The following is a 23,489-nucleotide window of genomic DNA, read 5'->3' on the forward strand; positions in this document are numbered from 1 at the left end:
TTACTCATTGCTTATGTATTTCCCTAAACAGCATTACCTGTTCCAGGTTCATTGGGTATAATCTCAGCGTTTTACGGCACCCCTTTAATTTCTGGTTGCAAAAATACAAAATTTTTAATTAATAACCTTTATTATTGATGTCGATGTAATAGTAATTTTTACCATCCTTGGTCACTTCGAAAAGTCGGGCGAGTTTCCAGCTGAAATTTCGTTTGATATCGCTGTACTCAAAAGGAATAATGACTTTGTTGTGAACATCAATTACTCCGAATTTATTTTGGTATGATGCGATAATCATGGGGTTTTTCAAATCGTCACCTTCTAAAATATGCAGATAATCGTATTGAGGATAAATTGTATACTGACGGTAATCTCCGGGATTTTCAAATTTAGAATCTTCGATGATCCCGTACTTGTTCATGAGAATATAAGCGTGAAAAAGTTGTGTTTTGAATTCAGGTTTGCATTTCCCCAAATCTTCATTTTTGAATTTATATACCCTTTTTCCACTTTGATCAATTCGGAAATCAACATCGTACAAACGAGCAGAAGCATAATCTTTTGAACCGAATTTTCGAACTTTTTCGTTGGGCGAATTTAAGAGCATGCAATCTTCGGTGAAAAAACCAACGTTACTGTATTCGTGTTTGATAACCACTTTTCCTTTTTGATTGATAAAGCCGAATTTTCCATCCAATTTTTGTGGTATTAAAGCAGGAATCGAATCATTGATTTTAATTAAATCAGGATTGGTTTTTGGAGAAAAAGATTTTTTAACGATCGTTTTTTTCTTCACAAACTTTTTCTGCGCCGAAATCAAAACCGTACAACTCAACAAAAATAACATCAAAACTTTCTTCATGAAAATTCCTTTTGCAAAATTTCAGCCAAAAATAAGGTTTTAAAAATTTCTGAAAATGAAGAACACAATTACAATGATTGTTATAATCCAAACTGATTTCCAGCCCAAAAGAATCCTTTCAAGTTTTGGAAACCTCTGTTTCACACTTTCAAAATTAAAGACCATCAACAATAAAAGATAAGGAATTGAAAGAACGAGTAATGCATTGTATTCGAAAGCTTTTCTAAAATTTAAATGCAACAGTTCATGAATCGCTCTTTGAGAGCCACATCCGGGACAATCTAATCCGGTAACCGATTTGAAAGGGCATGAAGGAAAATAAGAACTTTTCAACGGATCGAAAACAGAATAAACCGCCCCTAAAATTATAATTAAGAGAATGATAAAAAATCGGGGTTTATTTTTAAAGATTGACAAGTATCTGTGATTGATTTTTATTTTAAATTTTTTCCGAATTTTTAAAATTAGAAAAAATATAGACACCGCACATTAAATTTATATTTAATCTAAATGAATTAAGTCAGTACGATGCTGAAAAATTTCGTATTTTTGGGCTTCAAATATTTTCACTAAAAACATACCGATATGACTTTTGACATTGATATGATTAAAAAAGTGTACGAACGCTATCCTGAACGCATTGCGAAAGCAAGAGAAGTGGTGGGAAAACCTTTGACACTTGCAGAAAAAATTCTATACACGCACCTTTGGGAAGGAAACGCAACACAAGCTTATGAAAGAGGGAATTCCTACGTGGATTTCGCTCCGGACAGAGTTGCAATGCAGGATGCGACCGCACAAATGGCGCTTCTTCAGTTTATGCAGGCCGGAAAATCCAAAGTCGCCGTTCCATCAACCGCACACGCCGATCACTTGATTCAGGCAAGAGTTGGTGCAGAAGCGGATTTGCAGGAAGGAATCAACAAAAATTCTGAAGTTTTCAATTTTTTGAGCTCGGTTTGCGATAAATACGGAATTGGTTTTTGGAAACCGGGAGCAGGAATTATTCACCAAGTGGTTTTAGAAAATTATGCATTTCCGGGCGGAATGATGATTGGAACCGACTCTCACACCGTAAATGCAGGTGGTTTAGGAATGGTTGCTATCGGAGTTGGTGGTGCAGATGCAGTAGATGTAATGGCAGGAATGGCGTGGGAATTGAAAATGCCAAAATTAATCGGAGTTAAATTAACAGGAAAACTGAACGGATGGACTTCTGCTAAAGATGTTATCTTAAAAGTTGCCGGAATTCTTACCGTAAAAGGAGGAACTGGTTGCATCGTAGAATATTTCGGCGAAGGTGCAAAATCACTTTCTGCCACAGGAAAAGGAACAATCTGTAACATGGGTGCAGAAATTGGAGCGACCACTTCAACGTTCGGTTATGATGATTCCATGAGAAGATATTTGGCGGCAACAGGAAGACAAGATGTGGTAGATGCAGCTGATAAAATTGCAGAACATTTGACGGGAGACGACGAAGTTTACGCAAATCCAGAACAATATTTCGATCAAGTTATTGAAATCAATTTGGATGAGTTAGCTCCACATTTGAACGGACCTTTCACACCGGATTTGGCAACCCCAGTTTCAGAATTTCATGATAAAGCGGTTGCGAACGGATGGCCAATCGACGTAGAATGGGCTTTAATCGGTTCTTGTACGAACTCTTCGTACGAAGATTTATCGAGAGCAGCTTCCATCGTTGAAGATGCTTTCGCAAAAGGAGTAAAACCAAAAGCAATTTTGGGAATCAACCCAGGTTCTGAACAGGTGAAATTCACTGCGGAAAGAGACGGTTTCTTGGATTCTTTCAGAAAATTTGAAAACGCAAGAATCTTTACCAACGCTTGTGGACCGTGTATCGGACAATGGGACAGAGAAGGTTCTGAAAAAGGGGAGAAAAACTCCATTATTCATTCTTTCAACAGAAACTTTGCAAAAAGAGCGGACGGAAATCCAAACACCCACGCTTTCGTAGCATCGCCGGAAATGGTTGCAGCAGTTGCAATTTCAGGAAGATTAGATTTCAACCCAATTACAGATACTTTAACCAATGAAGCCGGCGAACAAGTGAAATTGAACGAGCCAACCGGTTCTGAACTTCCTGCAAAAGGTTTCGCAGTGGATGACAACGGTTATCAAGCGCCTTCGGAAGATGGTTCTAAAGTGGAAGTGGTAGTAAGTCCAACTTCTGACAGACTTCAGCTTTTAGAAGAATTCCCAGCTTGGGACGGATTGAACATTACGGGAGCTTTTGTTTTGATTAAAGCTTTCGGAAAATGTACAACCGACCACATTTCTATGGCGGGACCTTGGTTGAAATACAGAGGTCACCTCGACAATATTTCAAACAACATGTTGATTGGCGCAGTAAACGCTTACAACATGGAAACCAATAAAGTGAAAAATTTATTGACTGGAGAATACGGCGAAGTTCCTGCAGTTGCAAGAGCGTACAAAGCAGCTAACGTTCCGTCAATCGTTGTTGGAGACGAAAATTACGGTGAAGGTTCTTCAAGAGAACATGCCGCAATGGAACCAAGACATTTAGGTGTGAAAGCGGTTTTGGTAAAATCTTTCGCACGTATCCACGAAACGAATTTGAAAAAACAGGGAATGCTTGCTTTGACTTTCGCAGATAAAGCCGACTACGACAAAATCCGTGAGGATGATGTGGTAAACTTCCTCGACTTAGACCAATTTGCACCTGGAAAACAATTGACTTTGGAATTCGTTCACAACGACGGAACTAAAGATATTGTAATGGCAAACCACACTTACAATGCTCAGCAAATTGATTGGTTTAAAGCGGGTTCTGCTTTGAATTTGATTAAGCAGATGGAAGCGAACTAAATAAAATGGTTTTTGAAATCTTTGAAACCACTCAATAAATTGGGTGGTTTTTTTAGTACAAAAAAGTAACAAAACTCATGTTTTCAATACCAATCATTAAGTTTACTTTTGAACACCCAAAATTTTATATATGAAAAAGACCGTTGTAGTCCTAACTTTATTATATTCTTTAAAATCCTTTTCACAGGAAAAACCTGCAACCACAAAAGAAAAACAAATCGAAGGCGTAACAATAACCGCCACCAAAAAAGCGGTAGAACAAAAAGCCGACAGAACCATTTTCGATTTTTCGGAACAACCGGCTTTGAACTCGGGAACTTTAATGGAAGGAGTGAAAAAACTTCCAGGTTTAGTAGTGACCGATATTGCGGGAATGATGTATCAGGGAAAGTTATTGGCGGTTTATATGGACGGTCGCCCGCTGAATATTTCGTCAAATGAATTGCAGTCTTTTCTAGACGGAATGCCTGCAAATGCGGTGGAAAGAATTGAAATTATTACACAACCAGGCGCAGAATTTCCTGCAACTTCAGGTGGCGCGATTTTGAATATCATCACTTCTAAAACGGCGAAAAATTATCTATCTGCAACCTATTCAGGAAATTACAGTTTCACGAACTATGATAAATGGAGAAGCAGAACCAATAATTCTTTAAGTTTAAATGCTAAAAATAAATATTTTGGATGGCAACTTAATGTGGGTCAAAATTACCGCGAAGGAATGATGCGTGGAAATATCGACGACCTTTCGCTTACCAATTCAGATGGGCAAAGACGCGGTTATTTTGCAAAAGCAGCCATGACTTTCGATATCGGAATGGACCGATTGCTGTTGAATTACGATATTTACCACAACAATAACGATAACTACACCTACAGTACAGGAAATTTTTTCGGAACGCCCTATCAAACAGAAGATGACGCCAAAACTTTAAACCTGAGAAATGAAGCCGTTGTCACTTATCAGAAAAGATTTACAGACAAAGCGAAAAAGCTCGACTTTAAATATAATTTTAGCAATGCGAAGTCAGATTTTACGCAAAACAACAGGCTTTTGAACCAAAACGTTTTGGAAAACAATTCCAATATGAATGTTTCTACTTTTAAAGTGGATTATTCGCAGCCAATGAAGATTTTGGATGAAGGGAAAATCACCATTGGCGGTTTGTACGAACTTCAAAATTTTGACACCCAAAGTCGTGGAATTACCAATCTTGATTACCAAAGACAAACCGCGTCCACTTATTTGGAACTTCAGGCGAAACTGAAAAAATTTGATTTCACTTTGGGAACAAGGGCGGAAGATTACGATATTTCGGGCATAACAAGAAGTAACGATTTAGCAGGTAATTTGGTGGAAAAAGATTTGATTCCTTTCAAGAAATTTAAACTTTTCCCAAATGCGAGTGTTCAGTACAGTTTCATGAACCGTGTTTATCTTGCCTTGAATTACAACAAGAAAATCAATTTACCAAGCATTTCTTCATTAAATCCGAACAATACGATTTATCAGAATGGGAACTCGGTTTCCACGGGAAATCCTGAACTTCAGCCGACGATTTTCGACAATTACGAGGTGAAACTTTCCGCTTTCGATTATGCGTTTATCGGTTATAATGTGAGTGTGGCGAAAAATCAGGTGATGCAAATCGTCACCAGAGAAACTGCCGTGGATTCCAACACGGGTTTAACCAATGATTACATCTCTAACCGACAACAAAATATTTCGGAGATGAAAATCCATAATTTCAACATCGGTTTGCCAATTCCGTTTATGATTTTTTCAAAACCGTTGAAGGAGATTATGAAATTCAATTTCAATCCCGACAAAATTAATTTCCTTTATGTTTACGCTGCTTATCAGAAGCACGAACTTCCCGATATGAAGACGAAAGGCTACATGATGTTGAACTTAAATGCACAAATAATTTTGCCTAAAGACGTGATTTTCAATGCAAATTACTTCATTATTCCACCGAGAGGAAATTACTATTATTTTCAGGCAGTGAAACCAATCGGGAATAATTTAGATTTAACTTTAAGCAAAAAATTCATGAAGGACCGACTTAAAGTTTCTGTTTTTGCGAATGATGTTTTCAACGGTCAAAAATTCTCTTTCCGTTCTGTGAAAGAAACTCCTTATGTCATCATGTCGAATAAAACCGACAGCAGAAGTTTCGGGATTTCGGTGAACTATAAAATTCCAACCAAGAACAAATTGGCGAAAGAAGCTCCAAACATGCTGAATCAGGAGAAAAAAGAAGATGGCGGATTGATGAATCAGGGACAATAATTGATGAGAAATGAGCAATAAGAAATGAGTAATAAAAAAGCCTTTCAGTTTTGGAAGGCTTTTTATTTTATTGACCCGTCCTAAAATAAGTTTACACCAAATAGACTTATTATGGAAAATCGAGAGAAGACAGTAGAAAAGCGTACACAACAAGATTACACAATGGCTTTTAAATTAGGTATTGTTAGTCGTGTAGAAAAGGGCGAATTCACTTACAAACAGGCACAACAACATTACGGTATCCAAGGAAGAAGCACCGTTTTGGTTTGGCTCAGAAAATATGGTAATTTAGATTGGAGCAAACCCACCATTCATACCATGTTACAATCCAAAGAAACACCCGCCGAAAAGATTAAAAGATTAGAGAAAGAATTAGCTGATGAGAAACTGAAAACCAAAGTTCTCAATATGATGATTGATATCTCGGACAAGCAATACGGCACACAGATCCGAAAAAAGTTTACGCCCAAACAGTCAGACAACTCCAAGAAAAAGGATTGAGTTTATCCAAAATCTGCAGATTGTTTGGGATAAGCAGACAAGCCATTTACCAGCAGCGCCAAAGATTATGTGTTCGGGAAAAAGAATTGGAGAAAGTTAAACGATTTGTTGAGGAGGTTCGTTTAGAACAGCCCAGAATAGGAACAAGAAAACTTTATTATTTGCTTAAAAATAAGTTCAAGGTTGAAAACATAAAAATAGGCAGAGATGCGCTGTTCAATTATTTACGAAGAGAAAACCTGCTTATTTATCCTAAGAAAAGATATACAAGAACAACTTTCTCCAAACACTGGCTCAGAAAGCACCCCAACCTTTTGAAAACGACTTGCCTAAAAAGAAAAGAACAGGTATTTGTAAGCGATATCACTTATATAAAAACCAAAACGAATGTCTATTATTTATCTTTGGTTACGGATGCTTACAGCAGAAAAATAATGGGTTACGAATTAAGTGAAAATATGAATGCTGAAAATGTAGTCAAAGCTCTGAAAATGGCCGTTAAAAACAGAACAACTCATCTTCCGCTTATTCATCACTCAGACAGGGGATTGCAATATTGCTCAGAAGTGTATCAGAAAGTACTTGTTGAAAACAAAATAAAACCCTCAATGACAGATGGCTATGATTGTTACCAAAATGCTTTGGCAGAAAGAATAAACGGAATATTGAAGCAGGAATTTTTAATTCATAAATGCAAAAACATTCAGGATTTAAAACAAATGGTTAAAGAAAGTATTTATATTTACAACAACAAAAGACCACATCTTAGTCTGAAGATGAAAACCCCGGAAACAATCCACAAAAAATCCGGAAAATCAATATCTTCCGGATTGGTATCTTAATGTAAAACTTGTAAACCTATTTTAGGATTAGTCATAATGGCTTCGACAGGCTCAGCCTGACAAGCATTTAGTATTAGAATTGTCACACTGAGCGGAGTCTAAGTGTTTAAAAAATAAGAATATCAAATAATGAAAATTTTAAAATTTGGGGGAACTTCGGTTGGAAGTGTAGAAGCATTGAGAAATGTAAAATCAATCATTGAGAAAGAATTTAATAAAAACAAACCTTTAATCGTTGTTTGTTCCGCTTTGTCAGGAATCACGAATGCGCTTTTATCGGCGTCGCAAAAAGCTTTAAAACAAAACGATTTTTCTGAAATCTTGAAAGCGGCTGAAGAAAAGCATTATCAGATTATTTCAGAATTGTTGCCAAGAACGGCACAGAATCCATTATTAATGATGGTAAAAGTAAGTTTCAATGAGATTGAAGATGTTTTATTCAGCGTTAAAAATCTAGGTGAATTATCAGACAGAATCAAAGATAGACTGCTTTCTTATGGAGAACAGATGTCGAGTAAGATTGTTTCTGCTTTTCTTCAATCTGAAGGTTTTCCTGCAGTTTTCCAAGATTCAAGAAAGTTAATTGCAACAGATTCTCACTTCGGAAATGCGAATGTCGATTCTAGAAAAACCAATGAAAACCTTAAAAACTGGAAACTGGAAAATCAAATTTATGTAGTAACAGGTTTTATCGCCAAAGATAAAAATGATGATACCACAACTTTGGGTAGAGGAGGTTCAGATTACACCGCAGCAATTCTCGGTTCAGGTTTAAAAGCGGAGGAAATCCAAATTTGGACAGACGTTGACGGTTTCTTAACCGCTGACCCAAGATTAGTAAAGAATGCATTTTCTCAATCCGAATTGAGTTATCAGGAAGCAATGGAAATGTCGTATTTCGGTGCAAAAGTGATTTATCCTCCAACAATGATTCCTGCTATTGAAAGCCAAATTCCGATTTACATTAAAAATACTTTTAAGCCGGAAAGTCAAGGAACTTTGATTCATCAGAAATCTGAAATTTCAAAAGGTCTTATCAAAGGAATTGTTTCTATCGAGAAAACCTGCCTCATTAATATTACTGGAAATGGGATGATTGGGATGAAAGGTTTCAGTGGAAGATTGTTCAATGCTTTGGCGAGATATGAGGTCAATGTAATCCTCATTACGCAGGCAAGTTCTGAACATAGTATTTCGTTTGTCGTTGCTTTTGATGACGAGAAAAAAGCGAAAACGGCAATCTATGAAGAATTTGATTTCGAAATCAGTTCCAACAAAATCGATGAACCGCAGTTCGATAATGAGCTAAGTATTCTTTCTGTCGTTGGCGAGAATATGAAAAAAACGAGAGGAATAAGCGGGAAGTTTTTTAGTGCTTTGGGCAAGAACGGAATCAATATTATTGCCATTGCGCAAGGTTCATCTGAGCTCAATATTTCTGCTGTGATTGAAAGAAATGAACTTTCAAAAGCACTGAATGTTGTTCACGATTCGTTGTTACTTTCACCGGTTAAAACCTTCAATGTGATGTTTGCAGGAACAGGAAATATCGGGAAAGAATTGTTCCGACAATTGGAAAGAGAACAGAGAAATCTCGAAGAAAATCATCAGATTAAAATCAATGTTGTAGGAATTACTAACAGTCGGGAAATGAAAATTTTCGATAATCCTGAATCTGATTTTGATTTAAATAATATTTTTAATACTAATTTACAAAAATCAGATTTGAAAGAATTTATAAATTCGATTTCAAATAAAAATTTACCTAATTTGGTTTTTGTAGACAATACTTCCAGCGAAGATGTTGTTGCAGAATATTCATTGTTATTCAATAATAATATCTCAATTGTAACTTGTAACAAAAAAGGAAATTCTTCGTCTTACGAACAATACAGTAAGTTCAAAAGATTGGCAAAAAAGAACAATGTGAGTTTCTTATATGAGACTAACGTTGGAGCTGGTCTTCCAATTATCAAAACCTTAAATGACCTTTGGATTTCCGGTGACGAAATTCTGAAAATCGAAGCGATTTTGTCAGGAACAATTTCTTATATTTTCAATAATTACGTCGGTGATAAAACTTTTGCTGAGGTTGTAAGAACGGCACAAGAATTAGGTTACACAGAACCAGATCCGAGAGACGATTTGAACGCAATGGATTTCTCCAGAAAAATGCTGATTCTTGGAAGAGAAATCGGATTACCGTTGGAAATGTCAAATGTCAATATCAAAGATTTCCTTCCAGAAGCTTGTCTCAAAGCAGAATCAATTCCTGCCTTCTACGAAGAGCTGGAAAAACACGAACCTTACTTTTCATCATTCAAAAATGAAGCAGAAAATTCCGGAAGAAAATTGAGATTAATTGGTGTTCTTGAAGATGGAAAAATCAACATAGAATTTCAGATTGTAGATGCTAATCATCCGTTTTTCGGATTGTCAGGAAGTGATAATATCATTTCGTTCACAACATCAAGATACAAAAATACGCCGTTAGTTGTAAAAGGTCCGGGCGCAGGTGCAGAAGTTACAGCCGCTGGAGTTTTTGCAGATTTAGTAAGAGTTACAGCTCAATAATAATTGTTAATGATTAATTATCAATGATTAATTTTTAACACCAATCAATTAACAATTTACCATTAACAATTAATAATTAAAAATGGATTCTATAAAAGTTTTTGCTCCGGCTACAGTTGCCAATGTTGTCTGCGGTTACGATGTTCTCGGTTTTGCAATAGAAGAACCTGGCGATGAAATCATTTTGAAAAAAAATGATTCCCACCAAATCATCATCACAAAAATAGAAGGTGACGGCGGAAAACTTCCAAAAGACCCAAAGAAAAATGTTGTTTCACACGTCATCCGATTATTTCTGGAAAAAATCAACTCCAATCAAGGAATCGATATCGAATTATATAAAAAAATGCCACTCAACAGCGGAATGGGTTCCAGTGCAGCGAGCAGTGTTGCGGCTTTGGTTGCCATTAATGAATTGATGGGAAATCCTTATTCAAAACAAGAATTGTTGCCTCTCGCAATGGAAGGCGAAAGGATTGCCTGTGGAAATGCCCACGCCGATAATGTTGCTCCGGCACTTTTAGGCGGTTTGGTTTTGGTAAGAAGTTATGAACCTTTGGATGCGCTCAAGTTGCCTTATCCGAAAGATTTGTCAGTGGTGTCCGTTCATCCGCACGTGGATGTTCCGACAGGCGAAGCGAGGAAAATCATCAAAGAAAGAATCAGTCTCAAATCAGCTGTTCAGCAATGGGGAAATGTCGCAGGTCTGGTCGCCGGATTTTGCACCAACGATTTGAATTTGGTGCGCCGAAGTATGGAAGATGTCATCATAGAGCCGGTTCGCGCGATGTTGATTCCATATTTTTACGAAATGAAACAGTTGGCTTTGGACAATGGCGCGATTGGTTTCGGGATTTCCGGTTCCGGTCCGTCAGTTTTTGCTTTGTGTGAAAAAAAGGAAGTTGCAGAAAAAATTTCAACTCAAATCAAAGAATTACTCAATCAAAAAAACATAGAAAGCGAAGCATTCGTCACGAAAATCAATGACGAAGGCGCAAGAGTTATTTAAAAGTCAGAAGTTGGAAGCAGGATGTCAGAAGTTCTTTAACATCCATCTTCCAACACCCATCATCTAACAAATATAAAATGAAATATATATCAACAAGACAACAACAAGAAACCAATATAAAAACAGCTATTTTAAAAGCTTTGGCAGATGACGGCGGACTTTTTATGCCGGAATACATTCCACAGTTAGATTCTCAATTTTTCGAAACTCTACCCAATCTTACTTTGCAGGAAATTGGTTTTCGAGTGGCAAAAGAATTTCTTGGCAGATCTATTTCTGCGGACAATTTAAAAGAAATCATTGATGAGGTTTTGAATTTCGAAATTCCAGCTGTAAAAATTTCGGAGAACATTTATTCATTAGAATTATTCCACGGTCCAACGATGGCTTTCAAAGATGTTGGAGCGAGATTTATGGCAAGAATGATCTCTTATTTCTCGGAAGGAAAACCAATGAAAGTAATTGCTGCAACTTCCGGCGATACAGGAAGTGCTGTAGCTTCAGGATTTTTTGGAGTTCCAGGGATCGAAGTTTATATTCTTTATCCAAAGGGAAAAGTAAGTCCGTTACAGGAAAAGCAACTGACAACTTGGGGCGGAAATATCAAAGCTTTGGAAATAGACGGAACTTTTGACGATTGTCAAGCTTTGGCAAAACAGATTTTGTCCGACGAGGAACTGAATCAAAAATTTACGTTGACATCAGCAAACAGCATTAACATTGCGAGACTGATTCCACAATCATTTTATTATTTCTGGGCTTTTGCGCAATTACAAAAATTAGGAAAACCAATTGTTTTTTCTGTTCCGAGTGGGAATTTTGGAAACTTAACAGCCGGACTTTTTGCCAAGAAAATGGGATTGCCGGTTCATCAATTCATTGCTTCCACTAATGAAAATGATGTTATTCCAAAATTTTTAGAAACTGGAAATTATGAAGCAAAACCTTCCAAACAAACTATTAGCAATGCAATGGATGTTGGAAATCCAAGTAATTTTGAAAGGATGAAAAGTTTGTTTAATAATGATGTTGTAGAATTCAAGAAAGAGATTGAATCTTATTCTTTCTCCGATGAAGAAACGAAAACTACAATGCGAAATGTGAAGAAAGAATTTGATTATACTCTTGATCCACACGGCGCAGTTGCTTATCTTGGACTCGAAAAATATTTTGAAAAATCGAATGAAGATTTTATTGGTGTTTTATTAGAGACAGCTCATCCAGCGAAGTTTGTAGAAGTGGTGGAAGATGTTCTTAAAGAAGAAATTGTCATTCCGGAAAAACTAGAAGCATTTAACAAAAAAGAAAAAAAATCTGTAGGGTTTTCTGTTGATTTTGAATCCGTGAAAAAATATCTGATAGAGGAGAAATGATAATTTTTTGATTTACAGTTTCTAATCCGAAAATAAATCTTAAATGCTTTTATTCACACGCTTTCCAAACAGAATCATTCTGCGGAACAGGCGCAATAATTTCCAAATTTTCTTTGGTGACGGGATGAACAAATTCCAATTTTCTCGCATGAAGATGAATTCCACCATCGGGATTGGAACGCGCAGAACCATATTTTAAATCGCCCTTTATTGGAACGCCAATCTTTGAAAGTTGCGCCCGAATTTGATGATGACGACCGGTTTCCAAATCTACTTCCAACAATTGAAAATTATCTAAAGATTTAAGAATCTGATAATTAAGGATGGATTCTTTCGCACCTTGAGTGGGTTTTGGAAAAACAGTGGCTTTGTTCGTTTTCTCATTTTTTTGAAGATAATGAATCAGTCGCTGCCTTTGCGGTATCATTTCCTTCGCAACAACCGCCCAATATGTTTTTTTGATTTCCCGGTTTTTCACCATTTGCGTCAATCGCGAAAGTGCTTTGGAAGTTTTGGCGTAAATCACCAATCCAGAAGTCGGTCGATCAATACGATGAACCAAGCCAAGGAAGACGTTTCCCGGTTTTTGGTCGCGTTTTTTGATGAAGTTTTTAATTAAATCGAGCAGGGAAAAATCTCCTGTTTTATCGCCTTGAACCAATTGTCCCACTTTTTTATTGATGACGATGAGGTGATTGTCTTCAAAAACGATTTGCGATTCAGAGAAGTTTTGGTGATCCTGCATGAGTTGATTTTACGCCTCAAAATTACGGTAAAATTTAAAATTTTTAGACTTCAATGTGTAAACACAAAAGTTACTGTTTTTTAAAGCCACGTAGGCACATAGAAAAATTGAAGGTCATAAGCTAAAGTTGAATCGAAGCTTTTGTTTTTATAGAACATGTTTTTTGCTAAAAATCCATGGGTCTATGTGGCTGAAATCTCAGTAAATGTTTTCAAAGAAATATTTCTGCGAATCGAATGCAATATCTTCAATAGCAATCTCTGATTTTTTCAGCCAAAACGTTCCCGAGATTTCCGAAATTTCAAGTTTTACCTCAAATTTTTCTGAAACTTCGTATTCGTAAAAAAGGTCTAAAGTATTGTAGGGAATGTTTTTATACACATAAACATTCGGCAAACTCGCCAAATATTTTAATTTGGAAATATCGACTTCAATGTTCATTTCCTCGAAAAGTTCGCGCACGCAAGTTTGTTCCGCAGATTCTTTGGGATCTACAAATCCGCCCGCTAAATCGAGTTTTCCTTTTTTGGGTTCCTGATTTCTCTTGGTAAAAAGAATTTCATCACCACATCTTATTACAACTGCAACCGCACCTGCAACGTTGTGAAACAAAACATAATCGCAATCGCTGCAGCTCCATTTTTTTTCACCGTTCCATTGCAAAGTTTTGTGACCGCATTTTGGGCAGAATTTCAGTTCCTCCATTTAGCCTTTGTTTCTTGGATGATAATTGAGGATCACATCACGAAGTTCTTCGTTTTTCAAATGGGTGTAAATTTCAGTCGTCGTGATACTCGAATGTCCCAACATTTCCTGAATGTAGCGCAAATCTGCACCGTTTTGTAAAAGATGCGTCGCAAAAGAATGTCGGAAAGTATGCGGCGAAATCTTCTTGTTGATTCCCGCTTTTTCGGTTAATTCTTTAATGATGATGAAGACAATTACTCTCGACATCGCAGAACCGCGACTGTTCAAGAACAGGATATCCTCACATTTTTTATTGATTTTGTACTTTGAACGAACTTCGGAAATGTACTCCTTAATCAGTTTTGCCGTAAATTTTGCTAGAGGAACGTACCGTGTTTTATCGCCTTTTCCCTCAACTTTTAAGTAAAGTTCTTTGAAATTGATGTTGGAGATTTTCAACTCGATGAGTTCAGAAACACGCAGTCCGCAACCATAAAGAACCTCAATCATACATTTGTTTCTTTTTCCCAAATCGTTGGAAACATCAATGGCGTTGATAATTTTATCCACATCGTCGAAACTTAGGGTGTCGGGAAGATAAAGTCCGAGTTTTGGTCCTTCAAGCAAAGTTGCTGGATTATCGGAACGCACTTCATCATCCAAAAGATATTTGAAGAACGCCTTTATGGAAGAAATCCATCTCGCCTGCGTTCGCTCGCTGAATTTTTTCTTTGAAAGCTGAAAAAGGTATTCCTGTATATTTTCGTAGGTAATTTCAAGTGGACCGACATTTTCCAACTCGAATTCTGCGTAATCGCGGAGTTTTCTAATGTCTCTTAAATACGCATCCAAAGTATTGTCTGAAAAGTTCCGCTCAAATTTCAGAAAGTGCTCAAAGTCTTTTATTTTTTCATCCCAAGTCATGATTATTTGTGTTTTTTATTTTTTATAGCAACTCGGACTTTGAGATTTTTAAAACCTCAATTCCGTGATTTTTCAAAAATTCCACACCGTCAAAATCTGAATATTCATCGATGTAGACTAGTTTTTTTATTCCCGCCTGCAAAATGAGTTTGCTGCATTCTTTGCATGGCGACAAGGTTAAATATAATGTTGAATCTTTCGCCGATTGTGTAGAACCCGCTAATTTCAAAATGGCGTTCGCTTCTGCATGAAGTACGAACCAGTGCGTTTTTCCTGCTTCATCTTCGCAGCAATTTTCAAATCCTGATGGCGTTCCGTTGTACCCGTCAGAAATAATCATTCGGTCTTTTACAATGAGCGAACCTACTTTCTTTCGTTCACAGTAGGAGAGTTTTGCCCATTCCATCGCCATTTTCAGGTAGGCTATGTCAAATTTAGTTTTAACCAATTCTTAAATTTCGTATTTCAAATTTCGTAATTTGTACTTCTCACTTGGTAATTCTTCCCTTAAAAAGAGGGTTTTCTCTTTTCTAAAAACGCAGCAACTCCTTCTTTCTTATCATCCATTTCAAAAAGTTCGCCGAAGGATTTTATTTCCGTTTCAAAACCTTTGTCTGTATCATATTGATTTACAGCAATAATTGCCTTTGAAATCGCCATCGGAGAATTATTGGCAATTTGGTTGGCCAATTCTTTCGCTTTTGGCAAGAGTTCCTCTAAACTAAAAACTTCGTTAACCAAACCGATTTCTTTTGCTCTTTGCGCTGAAATCATTTTTGCTGAAAAAATCAACTCGTTCGCTAAGCCTTTACCAACTAATTTCGGTAAACGTTGTGTTCCGCCATAACCGGGAATTAATCCTAAAGTTACTTCCGGAAGTCCCAATTTCGCATTTTCCGATGCGTAACGAATGTGGCAAGACATGGCCAATTCTAAACCGCCACCTAAAGCAAAACCGTTTACAGCCGCAATTACAGGTTTGTTGAGGTTTTCAATTTTATTAAATAAAATGTTTTGTCCGTTTCTTGCCAATTCCTCTGCAGCCGCACTTCCGAAATCAGAAAATTCTTTAATATCTGCACCTGCGACGAATGATTTTTCCCCACTTCCGGTAATGATTACGCTTCTTAAATTGTCGTCTTTTGTAATTTCATCTAAAACACCGCTCAATTCCGAAATGGTTTTGGCATTCAAAGCGTTTAAACTTTGAGGTCTGTTTATCGTTATCAATGAGACTTTTCCGTCGTTTTCTAGAATTATGTTTTCGTAGGCCATATTGTTTTATGATTAAAAATTTTTTACACTTGCAAAATAGCATTAATTTTTGAACTTTACGGTAAATACTAGTTGATTGTTTCGTTTTGGGTTGTTTTTGATTGAAAATTTTCTCTAAGATTTGGAATGGTTCATCATATTGGCATCAATGTTTATCTGCAAAGACATCGCAATTTTCATCCCCAATTCTATATTTGCACGGAAAAAATGACATAATTGTCGGTTGATAATTTCCTCCCTTTTCGGCCCTGAAATTCCTTTCATAGATTGAGTGATATTGTACACTAAATTCTCGCGGTCTTTTTGATTTAAAGCCTTTGTGTAAAGCAATCCCGGTTGTGTGTAATGGTCGTCGTCATTTTCATTTCGGTTGAAATTTCCAACTCTTGTGCTGTCTAAATCGTACTCAAAATTTTTGTAGGATTCATCAGCTTTAATATCATCAAAACTGTTCGGGAAGTAATTCGGAGCGTCTTTGTAATGAGAAGAATCCGCCATAAATCCGTCTCGTTGAGAGTTGTTGGTTGCGAAAGGACATCGGTTCACTTCAAGAAGATGAGAATTCACGCCAACCCTGTATCGATGTGCATCGGGATAAGAGAAAAGTCTTCCCTGCAGCATTTTGTCGGGCGAAAAACTGATTCCATTGACCAAATTACTGGGTGAAAAAGTGGATTGTTCTACGTGAGCAAAATAATTGACAGGAATTTCGTTCAGTTCCATTTCACCCACTTCAATTAAAGGGAATTCGTCCTGAAACCAAACTTTCGTCACATCAAACGGATTCCAACGGAATTCTTTTGCCTGTTCTTCCGTCATCACTTGAATGTACATTGTCCATTTAGGGAAGTTTCCATTTTCAATAGCATCAACTAAATCTTCTTGTGCGAAATCGGGATTTTCTCCTTTCATTTTCACGGCTTCATCGTGAGAAAAGTTCTTAATTCCCTGTTTTGTTTTTAAATGGAATTTCACCCAAACCCTTTCGTTTGCAGCATTAATCATAGAAAAAGTATGAGAGCCAAATCCGTGCATGTGTCTGTAACCATGCGGCGTTCCGCGATCCGACATGAGAATTAAAACCTGATGAAGCGATTCCGGATTCAAACTCCAAAAATCCCACATCATGGTTGCGCTTTTCAAGTTTGTTTTTGGAACACGTTTTTGGGTATGGATAAAATCGGGAAATTTTTTGGCGTCTTTAATGAAAAAAACAGGCGTGTTGTTTCCAACCAAATCCCAATTTCCGTCTTCGGTGTAAAATTTCAGAGCAAAACCTCGTGGATCGCGCTCTGTATCGGCACTTCCTTTTTCGCCGCCAACGGTGGAAAATCTTGCAAACATTTTACAGGAATTTCCAACTTTGGAAAAAAGTTTCGCTTTGGTGTATTTTGAAATATCGTGAGTTACGGTAAAAGTTCCGTAAGCGCCGGTTCCTTTGGCGTGAACGATTCTTTCCGGAATTCTTTCACGGACAAAATGCGCAAGATTTTCCTGTAAAATAAAATCCTGCAACAAAACCGGACCTCTCGCTCCAACAGTTTGCGAATCTTGATGGTCGAAATAGGGGATTCCGGCTGAATTGGTGAGTTTTTTATCACTCATAATTTTTAATTTTTAGAACATCAAATTTATTCAAAAATTATCAGAATCCCGCAAATAGTCATTATCTTTGTCATAGACATTATTAATAACATGAACATTCAACAACTTGAATATCTGATCGCTGTAGATAAATACAAACATTTTGGTAATGCAGCTCAAGCGTGTTTTATTACGCAGCCAACTTTAAGTGCAATGATCCAAAAGTTTGAGGACGAACTTGATGTGAAGATTTTTGACCGTACAACGCACCCTATTCGAACGACGGATGTAGGTTCCCAAATCATCGTTGAAGCCAAAAAAGTAATAGATACTATAAATGAGCTCAAGAACAAGGCGAGTCTTCTGAACAACGTTTTGGCGGGAAAATTAAACCTTGGGATTATTCCGACCGTTTCCGGATTTATTTTGCCGGTGGAAATTTTTGAATTCTTAAAACTGAATCCAAAAATTGAGTTGCACGTAAAGGAAATGACGACAGACAACATCATCAAAGCTTTGAAAAGCGGCGAACTTGATGCGGGAATTATTTCCACCCCTTATTCTGCTGCGAATGAATTTTATAGTGATTTTCTCTTTAATGAAGAATTGATGATTTATTCTGCCGATGAAAATGAATCTGAAAAAGACAGTTATGTGGTTCCGGAAGAAATCGATGTGCAGAAAGTTTGGCTTTTAGAAGAAGGAAATTGTTTGAGAACACAGTTTGAAAATATTTGCCAACTCCGTGAAAATACCATGAAGCCTAAAAATTTAGAGTTTCTTGCTTCCAATATTTCCACTTTGGTTCAAATGGTCGACAAATTGGGCGGAATCAGTATTTTACCTGAATTGGCGATTGAGCAACTTGCTGAAAATCAGAAAAAAATGGTGAAGCGTTTCAGAAAACCTTTTCCTTACCGTGAGATTTCGGTGATTTATTACAAGCCTACCTATAAACAAAAAATTTTAGACGAACTCATTGCCTTCATCAAGGAATCTTTGAGTAAAAAACTGAATTACAATAAAGATCCGGAAAATTTTGTGGGCATTAAACCCCAATAATTTAATTAATAAATAAATTTTGCGATTCCACAAATACTCAGTAAATTTGCAACCGATAATTTCAAGAGGAAAAATTTGAACTGATTGCAACCTCCATAAAAAATGCTAAAACAGATTTTCTATTTTAGTTTCTTTTGTAATCGTTCCCTTTTTCTTTAAATTTTAATTTAAAAAACAAAAGAAATATGTCATATTTATTTACGTCCGAATCCGTTTCAGAAGGACATCCGGACAAAGTTGCCGATCAGATTTCCGATGCGTTAATCGACCACTTTTTAGCGGCAGATCCAAGTTCAAAAGTAGCTTGTGAAACTTTGGTTACTACAGGGCAGGTTGTTTTAGCGGGTGAGGTGAAATCCACCGCTTATCTTGATGTTCAGGATATTGCAAGAAAAGTAATCAACGGAATTGGTTACACGAAAGGCGAATACATGTTCAATGGCGATTCTTGTGGAGTAATTTCTGCCATTCACGAACAATCACCCGACATCAATCAGGGAGTTGATCGAGTAGGAGAAGAAGCTGATTTTGAAACCCGTGCAAACGCACAAGGAGCGGGAGATCAAGGAATGATGTTCGGTTACGCAACCAACGAAACCGAAAATTATATGCCGCTTGCTTTGGATTTGGCGCACACGATTTTGAGAGAGCTTTCTGATTTAAGGAGAGAAAATAACGCGATTCAATATCTCCGTCCTGATGCAAAATCACAGGTGACAATTGAATATTCTGATGATCACAAACCAATCAGGATTGATTCTATCGTTGTTTCTACGCAGCATGACGATTTTGGAAGTGAGGAAGCGATGTTGGCAAAAATCAGAAAAGATATCGTGGAAATTTTGATTCCAAAAGTGAAGGCAAAACAGAAAAGAGAAATCCAAGAACTCTTCAACGACCAAATTAAATATCACGTGAATCCGACAGGGAAATTCGTGATCGGCGGTCCCCATGGAGATACAGGTTTAACAGGAAGAAAAATTATTGTTGATACGTACGGTGGAAAAGGTGCACATGGAGGTGGAGCATTTTCAGGGAAAGATCCTTCAAAAGTAGATAGAAGTGCAGCTTATGCAGTTCGCCACATTGCAAAAAATTTGGTAGCAGCAGGAGTTGCGGATGAAGTTTTGGTTCAGGTTTCTTACGCCATTGGTGTTGCAGAACCATGTGGTTTGTACATCAACACTTACGGAACTGCAAAAGTAGATTTACATGATGGGGATATCGCAGAAAAAGTTCAGAAAATTTTCGATTTGAGACCTTTTGCCATCGAACAAAACTTGAAGCTGAGAAATCCGATCTATCAGGAAACCGCTTCTTACGGACACATGGGAAGAGATTATTATGTTGCTGATAAAACCTTTAATAAAGGAACAAAGAACGAAATCACCCTTAAAGATCTAGAATTCTTTACCTGGGAAAAATTAGATAAAGTGGACGAAATCAAAAAAGAGTTCGGACTTTAATCAAAAATCAAAGTTAAAACTGCTTTTTCAGAAATGGGAAGCAGTTTTTTATTTAACTTTAACGCATCAAACCAATCTATTCCATGACCAAGAAAAAGTTTCTTTCACTTCTTATTGTATTAATTTTTAGTGGTTTATGTAAATCGCAGATCACCATGCATAAAATGATTCATGTGGGCTACGTATATCAAAATCAGAGTTTTGGAGAATTGGGAGGAAGGTTGTTATTCTTGGAAAATGACGATATGATTTACAGAATCGGAGCATCTGCTTTAATGGGAAGTGTGAATTCTAAATTTGCAGTGATGCCGAAAGTTCAGGGAGATATTTTACTGAATTTTCAAAGAAATGTAGATATTTATCATGCTTATTATTTTTTGGCAGGAGCAGAAGCTACAACGAAATATGTTGCGCCCAAGATTGGAGCTACCCTGTTCGGAATCATCGATTTAACAGGAGGCTACGCTTTCCCGATCGACAAAAACGGCATCAATGGTAAGGAATTGAAAGGTCTGAATATTAATTTCACAGTGAATTTACCCATTCCAATGCTGCATGATTTGTTGAAATAAAGTTTTTTTAAAATTTTTTAAAAATTTTTAACAAAGTATTAACTTTTTTGCTATTTTAGCCACTCCATAAAACAACAGCTATCGACATCAACAACTCTACTCATTTTTAATTCTGTAAAAATTAAAACCCTATGTAAAAGAGGGCTTAATATGCAGGTAATTACTGAGAAAGAGTTATGAACACAAAGACAGATAGTTGGTTGATTTCAAGCTTCAAAAACGGCGACGAAAACGCACTTGCCGTCCTCATCGAAAGACACCAAAAAGACTTATTCTCCTTCATTTTCTATAAATTGATGGATGAAGATTTGGCAAACGACATTTTCCAAGATACATTTATGAAAATTATTGTGACCTTGAAAGAGGGGCGTTACAATGAAGAAGGTAAATTTATTCTTTGGGCGAAAAGAATTGCACATAATTTAATAATTGATCATTTCCGTTTAAGGGCGAAACACAACAAGGTTTCTGATTCTTCTTATGATAACGACGAATTCTCCATTTTTGACTTATTGGCAAATCAGGAAGAAAACATTGAGGAGCAGTTAATCAGTCGTCAAATTCAGGAGGATCTGATGAAAATGTTGAAGTTTTTGCCCGAAAATCAGCAGGAAGTCATCAAGCTAAGATTTTTTGATGGATTAAGTTTTAAGGAAATTGCCGATCAAACCGACACCAGTATCAACACAACACTTGGTAGAGTGCGGTATGCGCTGATTAATCTGCGAAAAATTATGGAGGAACACCATATTATTTTAACCAGATAATAATATTTTAAAAAAACTTTCGTTTTTAAGTCAAATACATTCGCCTATGAAAAAATTTGACACTTTAAACGAAAAACTTTTGAAACCAAAAAAGCAGACAATCGATTTTCTATTAAGCTATTCACGAAGCGTAGGAGTTTTAAAAACACCAACTAAAACTCTCGTAATTTCGAAGAACTAATCTTAAATTACTTATTTTTGTGCCTTATGAAAAACATAAGGCACATTTTTTTTGACCTCGACAACACCCTTTGGGATCATCGCAATAATGCGTACCTCACTCTGAAAGAAATCTACAAAAGAGAAAACGTACAAGAAAAATACAACCTCGGTTTCGAGGATTTTCACCGCGAATATTTTACCATCAACGAAAGACTTTGGGCACAAATCCGTGATGGAGAAATTGACAAGGACTATTTAAGGAAGCATCGTTTCTACGATTCTTTCCTGTTTTTCGGGATCGATGATTTTGACCTCGCGCAAGTTTTCGAACATAATTTTTTGGATGAAATTCTAAATTATAATGATTTGGTGGAAGGCGCTTTCGAACTTTTAGAATATCTTTCTGAAAAAGGTTACACGTTACATATCCTCTCCAATGGTTTCAAAGAGGTAACTTACAGAAAATGTGAACTTTCGGGAATTCAAAATTATTTTCAGACCATCACTTCTGCGGATGAACTCAATGTCAGAAAACCACAACCTGAAATTTACGAGTATGCTTTGAAAAAAGCCAACGCAAAAAAAGAAGAATCCATCATGATTGGCGACGATTGGATTGCCGATGTAGAAGGTGCTTTAAGTTTTGGGATTGATGCGGTTTTCTTCGATGTTTTCAAAGACAATTTTGGAAATGATGAGGTGAAAGTGATTCGGGAACTAAAAGAACTTCAAAAATTTCTATAAAAATTGCCACGAATGCACTAATAAAATTGGTGTTTTCGTGGCAAAAAATAGGTATTTCAAACTTCGTAATTCAAATTTCGTAATTCGTACTTCAAATTACATTCCCAAACTCGCTCTCGCTCTTTTCAAAGTTTCTGCCGCAATTTTTCGGGTTTTTTCTGCACCCTCTTCTAATTTCGCGTCGAGCTCAGAAAGATTGTTCATATAATAATCAAACTTTTCTCTTTCGGTTTTGAATCTTTCTAAAATTAAATTCAACAATTCGGTTTTGGCGTGTCCGTAACCAAAATTTCCTGCGAGATATTTTTCTCTTAAAACTTCGGTTTGTTCAGGTGTTGCAATCAGTTGATACAAAGCAAAAACTTTATCGGTTTCAGGGTCTTTCGGTTCTTCCAAAGTTTTAGAATCGGTTTCAATTCCCATTACTTGCTTTTTTAAATTCTTTTCAGGAAGAAAAATATTGATGATGTTTCCACGGGATTTCGACATTTTTTGTCCGTCGGTTCCCGGAACGTATTTCGTATCTTGTTGCAATTCCGCTTGTGGAAGCACGAAAACTTCACCCATTTGGTGATTGAATCTCGCACCCACATCTCGCGCCATTTCCAAATGTTGCAACTGGTCTTTTCCAACCGGAACAATTTCTGCATCATACAGCAAAATATCTGCAGCCATCAACATTGGATAGGTGAAAAGTCCTGCGTTCACATCTTCCAAACGGTCGGCTTTATCTTTGAAAGAATGCGCCAACTGCAACCTCGTGTAAGGAAAAAAGCACGATAAATACCACGACAATTCGCAAACTTCGGGAATGTCGCTTTGCCTGTAGAAATAAGTTTTTTCGGTATCCAAACCACACGCTAACCAAGCCGCCGCGATTTCGTAGGTGTTTTGTTTCAGTTCTTCAGCATTTTTAATTTGCGTTAAAGAATGCATGTTTGCAATAAACAAAAACGATTCGTTTTCAGGATTTTTGGAAAGTTCAATCGCGGGAATGATTGCTCCCAAAAGATTTCCGAGGTGCGGCGTTCCTGTTGCCTGTATTCCGGTGAGGATTCGTGACATTTTTATAAATGATAATTGATGAGTGATTAATGATTTTTAAAGCCGAGCAAATTTAGGGAAAAGTGTCTGTTTCTGAAAATTTAAACCACTTCTCTACCGAAATAAGGAGGTTAATTTTGAAAACAA

The 23,489-nt window shown here is 36.8% G+C and carries 20 protein-coding genes and 1 pseudogene; 12 read left to right on the top strand and 9 right to left on the bottom strand.

The window, feature by feature from the left end; all coding sequences use genetic code 11:
* Positions 1-118: 118 nt before the first annotated feature.
* Positions 119-862: a WG repeat-containing protein gene (locus J4771_RS10065; protein WP_224134888.1), complete on the bottom strand. Its 744-nt coding sequence runs from the start codon at positions 860-862 to the stop codon at positions 119-121.
* A 55-nt stretch (positions 863-917) separates the two neighbouring features.
* Between J4771_RS10065 and J4771_RS13205 the strand changes: the two genes are divergently transcribed.
* A complete protein-coding gene (locus J4771_RS13205) occupies positions 918-1,043 on the top strand; it encodes a hypothetical protein (protein WP_262900164.1) in 126 nt (41 codons plus the stop codon).
* Positions 1,044-1,087: 44 nt separating this feature from the next.
* Here the strand turns inward: J4771_RS13205 and J4771_RS13320 are convergent.
* Positions 1,088-1,345, bottom strand: a pseudogene (locus tag J4771_RS13320) (DUF2752 domain-containing protein); the annotation flags it as partial.
* Between the two features lie 102 nt (positions 1,346-1,447).
* Here J4771_RS13320 and J4771_RS10075 point away from each other — a divergent pair.
* From J4771_RS10075 to thrC, 6 genes are all read left to right on the top strand, one after another.
* A complete protein-coding gene (locus J4771_RS10075) occupies positions 1,448-3,718 on the top strand; it encodes an aconitate hydratase (protein ID WP_224134889.1) in 2,271 nt (756 codons plus the stop codon).
* Positions 3,719-3,848: 130 nt separating this feature from the next.
* On the top strand, positions 3,849-6,011 hold the full coding sequence (locus J4771_RS10080) for an outer membrane beta-barrel protein (protein ID WP_224134890.1): 2,163 nt from the start codon (positions 3,849-3,851) through the stop codon (positions 6,009-6,011).
* A gap of 111 nt (positions 6,012-6,122) precedes the next feature.
* A protein-coding gene (locus J4771_RS10085) for an IS3 family transposase (protein WP_224134891.1) occupies positions 6,123-7,354 on the top strand; the annotation gives its coding sequence in 2 pieces (ribosomal slippage) (positions 6,123-6,471 and positions 6,471-7,354; 1,233 coding nt in all).
* Positions 7,355-7,483: 129 nt separating this feature from the next.
* Positions 7,484-9,928, top strand: coding sequence for a bifunctional aspartate kinase/homoserine dehydrogenase I (thrA, locus tag J4771_RS10090; protein WP_224134892.1), 2,445 nt, complete (start codon positions 7,484-7,486; stop codon positions 9,926-9,928).
* Between the two features lie 82 nt (positions 9,929-10,010).
* A complete protein-coding gene (locus tag J4771_RS10095) occupies positions 10,011-10,937 on the top strand; it encodes a homoserine kinase (RefSeq protein WP_224134893.1) in 927 nt (308 codons plus the stop codon).
* 77 nt (positions 10,938-11,014) lie between these two features.
* Entirely contained in the window at positions 11,015-12,310 is a 1,296-nt protein-coding gene (thrC, locus tag J4771_RS10100) for a threonine synthase (RefSeq protein WP_224134894.1), read from the top strand.
* A 49-nt stretch (positions 12,311-12,359) separates the two neighbouring features.
* On the opposite strand, the gene J4771_RS10105 is transcribed toward thrC, so the two are convergent.
* From J4771_RS10105 to J4771_RS10130, 6 genes are all read right to left on the bottom strand, one after another.
* Positions 12,360-13,055, bottom strand: a complete 696-nt coding sequence (locus J4771_RS10105) for an RluA family pseudouridine synthase (protein WP_224134895.1) — start codon at positions 13,053-13,055, stop codon at positions 12,360-12,362.
* A gap of 198 nt (positions 13,056-13,253) precedes the next feature.
* Positions 13,254-13,760, bottom strand: a complete 507-nt coding sequence (locus J4771_RS10110; protein ID WP_224134896.1) for an NUDIX hydrolase — start codon at positions 13,758-13,760, stop codon at positions 13,254-13,256.
* Positions 13,761-14,666 (bottom strand): site-specific tyrosine recombinase XerD, encoded by a 906-nt coding sequence (gene xerD / locus J4771_RS10115; protein WP_224134897.1) that lies wholly within the window; start codon positions 14,664-14,666, stop codon positions 13,761-13,763.
* A gap of 22 nt (positions 14,667-14,688) precedes the next feature.
* Positions 14,689-15,078 (bottom strand): deoxycytidylate deaminase, encoded by a 390-nt coding sequence (locus tag J4771_RS10120; protein ID WP_262900198.1) that lies wholly within the window; start codon positions 15,076-15,078, stop codon positions 14,689-14,691.
* 95 nt (positions 15,079-15,173) lie between these two features.
* Positions 15,174-15,941 (bottom strand): enoyl-CoA hydratase-related protein, encoded by a 768-nt coding sequence (locus tag J4771_RS10125; RefSeq protein ID WP_224134899.1) that lies wholly within the window; start codon positions 15,939-15,941, stop codon positions 15,174-15,176.
* Between the two features lie 114 nt (positions 15,942-16,055).
* The gene (locus J4771_RS10130) at positions 16,056-17,546 is read right to left on the bottom strand and encodes a catalase (protein ID WP_224134900.1); all 1,491 of its coding nucleotides are present in this window, start codon (positions 17,544-17,546) and stop codon (positions 16,056-16,058) included.
* Positions 17,547-17,636: 90 nt separating this feature from the next.
* Between J4771_RS10130 and J4771_RS10135 the strand changes: the two genes are divergently transcribed.
* From J4771_RS10135 to J4771_RS10155, 5 genes are all read left to right on the top strand, one after another.
* Entirely contained in the window at positions 17,637-18,587 is a 951-nt protein-coding gene (locus J4771_RS10135; protein WP_224134901.1) for a hydrogen peroxide-inducible genes activator, read from the top strand.
* A 185-nt stretch (positions 18,588-18,772) separates the two neighbouring features.
* A complete protein-coding gene (gene metK / locus J4771_RS10140; RefSeq protein WP_224134902.1) occupies positions 18,773-20,053 on the top strand; it encodes a methionine adenosyltransferase in 1,281 nt (426 codons plus the stop codon).
* Between the two features lie 83 nt (positions 20,054-20,136).
* Positions 20,137-20,625, top strand: coding sequence for a hypothetical protein (locus J4771_RS10145; protein ID WP_224134903.1), 489 nt, complete (start codon positions 20,137-20,139; stop codon positions 20,623-20,625).
* Positions 20,626-20,801: 176 nt separating this feature from the next.
* Positions 20,802-21,392, top strand: a complete 591-nt coding sequence (locus tag J4771_RS10150) for an RNA polymerase sigma factor (RefSeq protein WP_224134904.1) — start codon at positions 20,802-20,804, stop codon at positions 21,390-21,392.
* A gap of 207 nt (positions 21,393-21,599) precedes the next feature.
* On the top strand, positions 21,600-22,298 hold the full coding sequence (locus J4771_RS10155; protein ID WP_224134905.1) for a YjjG family noncanonical pyrimidine nucleotidase: 699 nt from the start codon (positions 21,600-21,602) through the stop codon (positions 22,296-22,298).
* Positions 22,299-22,394: 96 nt separating this feature from the next.
* Here the strand turns inward: J4771_RS10155 and trpS are convergent, their stop codons facing one another.
* The gene (trpS, locus tag J4771_RS10160; protein WP_224134906.1) at positions 22,395-23,363 is read right to left on the bottom strand and encodes a tryptophan--tRNA ligase; all 969 of its coding nucleotides are present in this window, start codon (positions 23,361-23,363) and stop codon (positions 22,395-22,397) included.
* Positions 23,364-23,489 lie beyond the last annotated feature (126 nt).

This window comes from Candidatus Kaistella beijingensis (assembly GCF_020084865.1).
Lineage (GTDB): Bacteria > Bacteroidota > Bacteroidia > Flavobacteriales > Weeksellaceae > Kaistella > Kaistella beijingensis.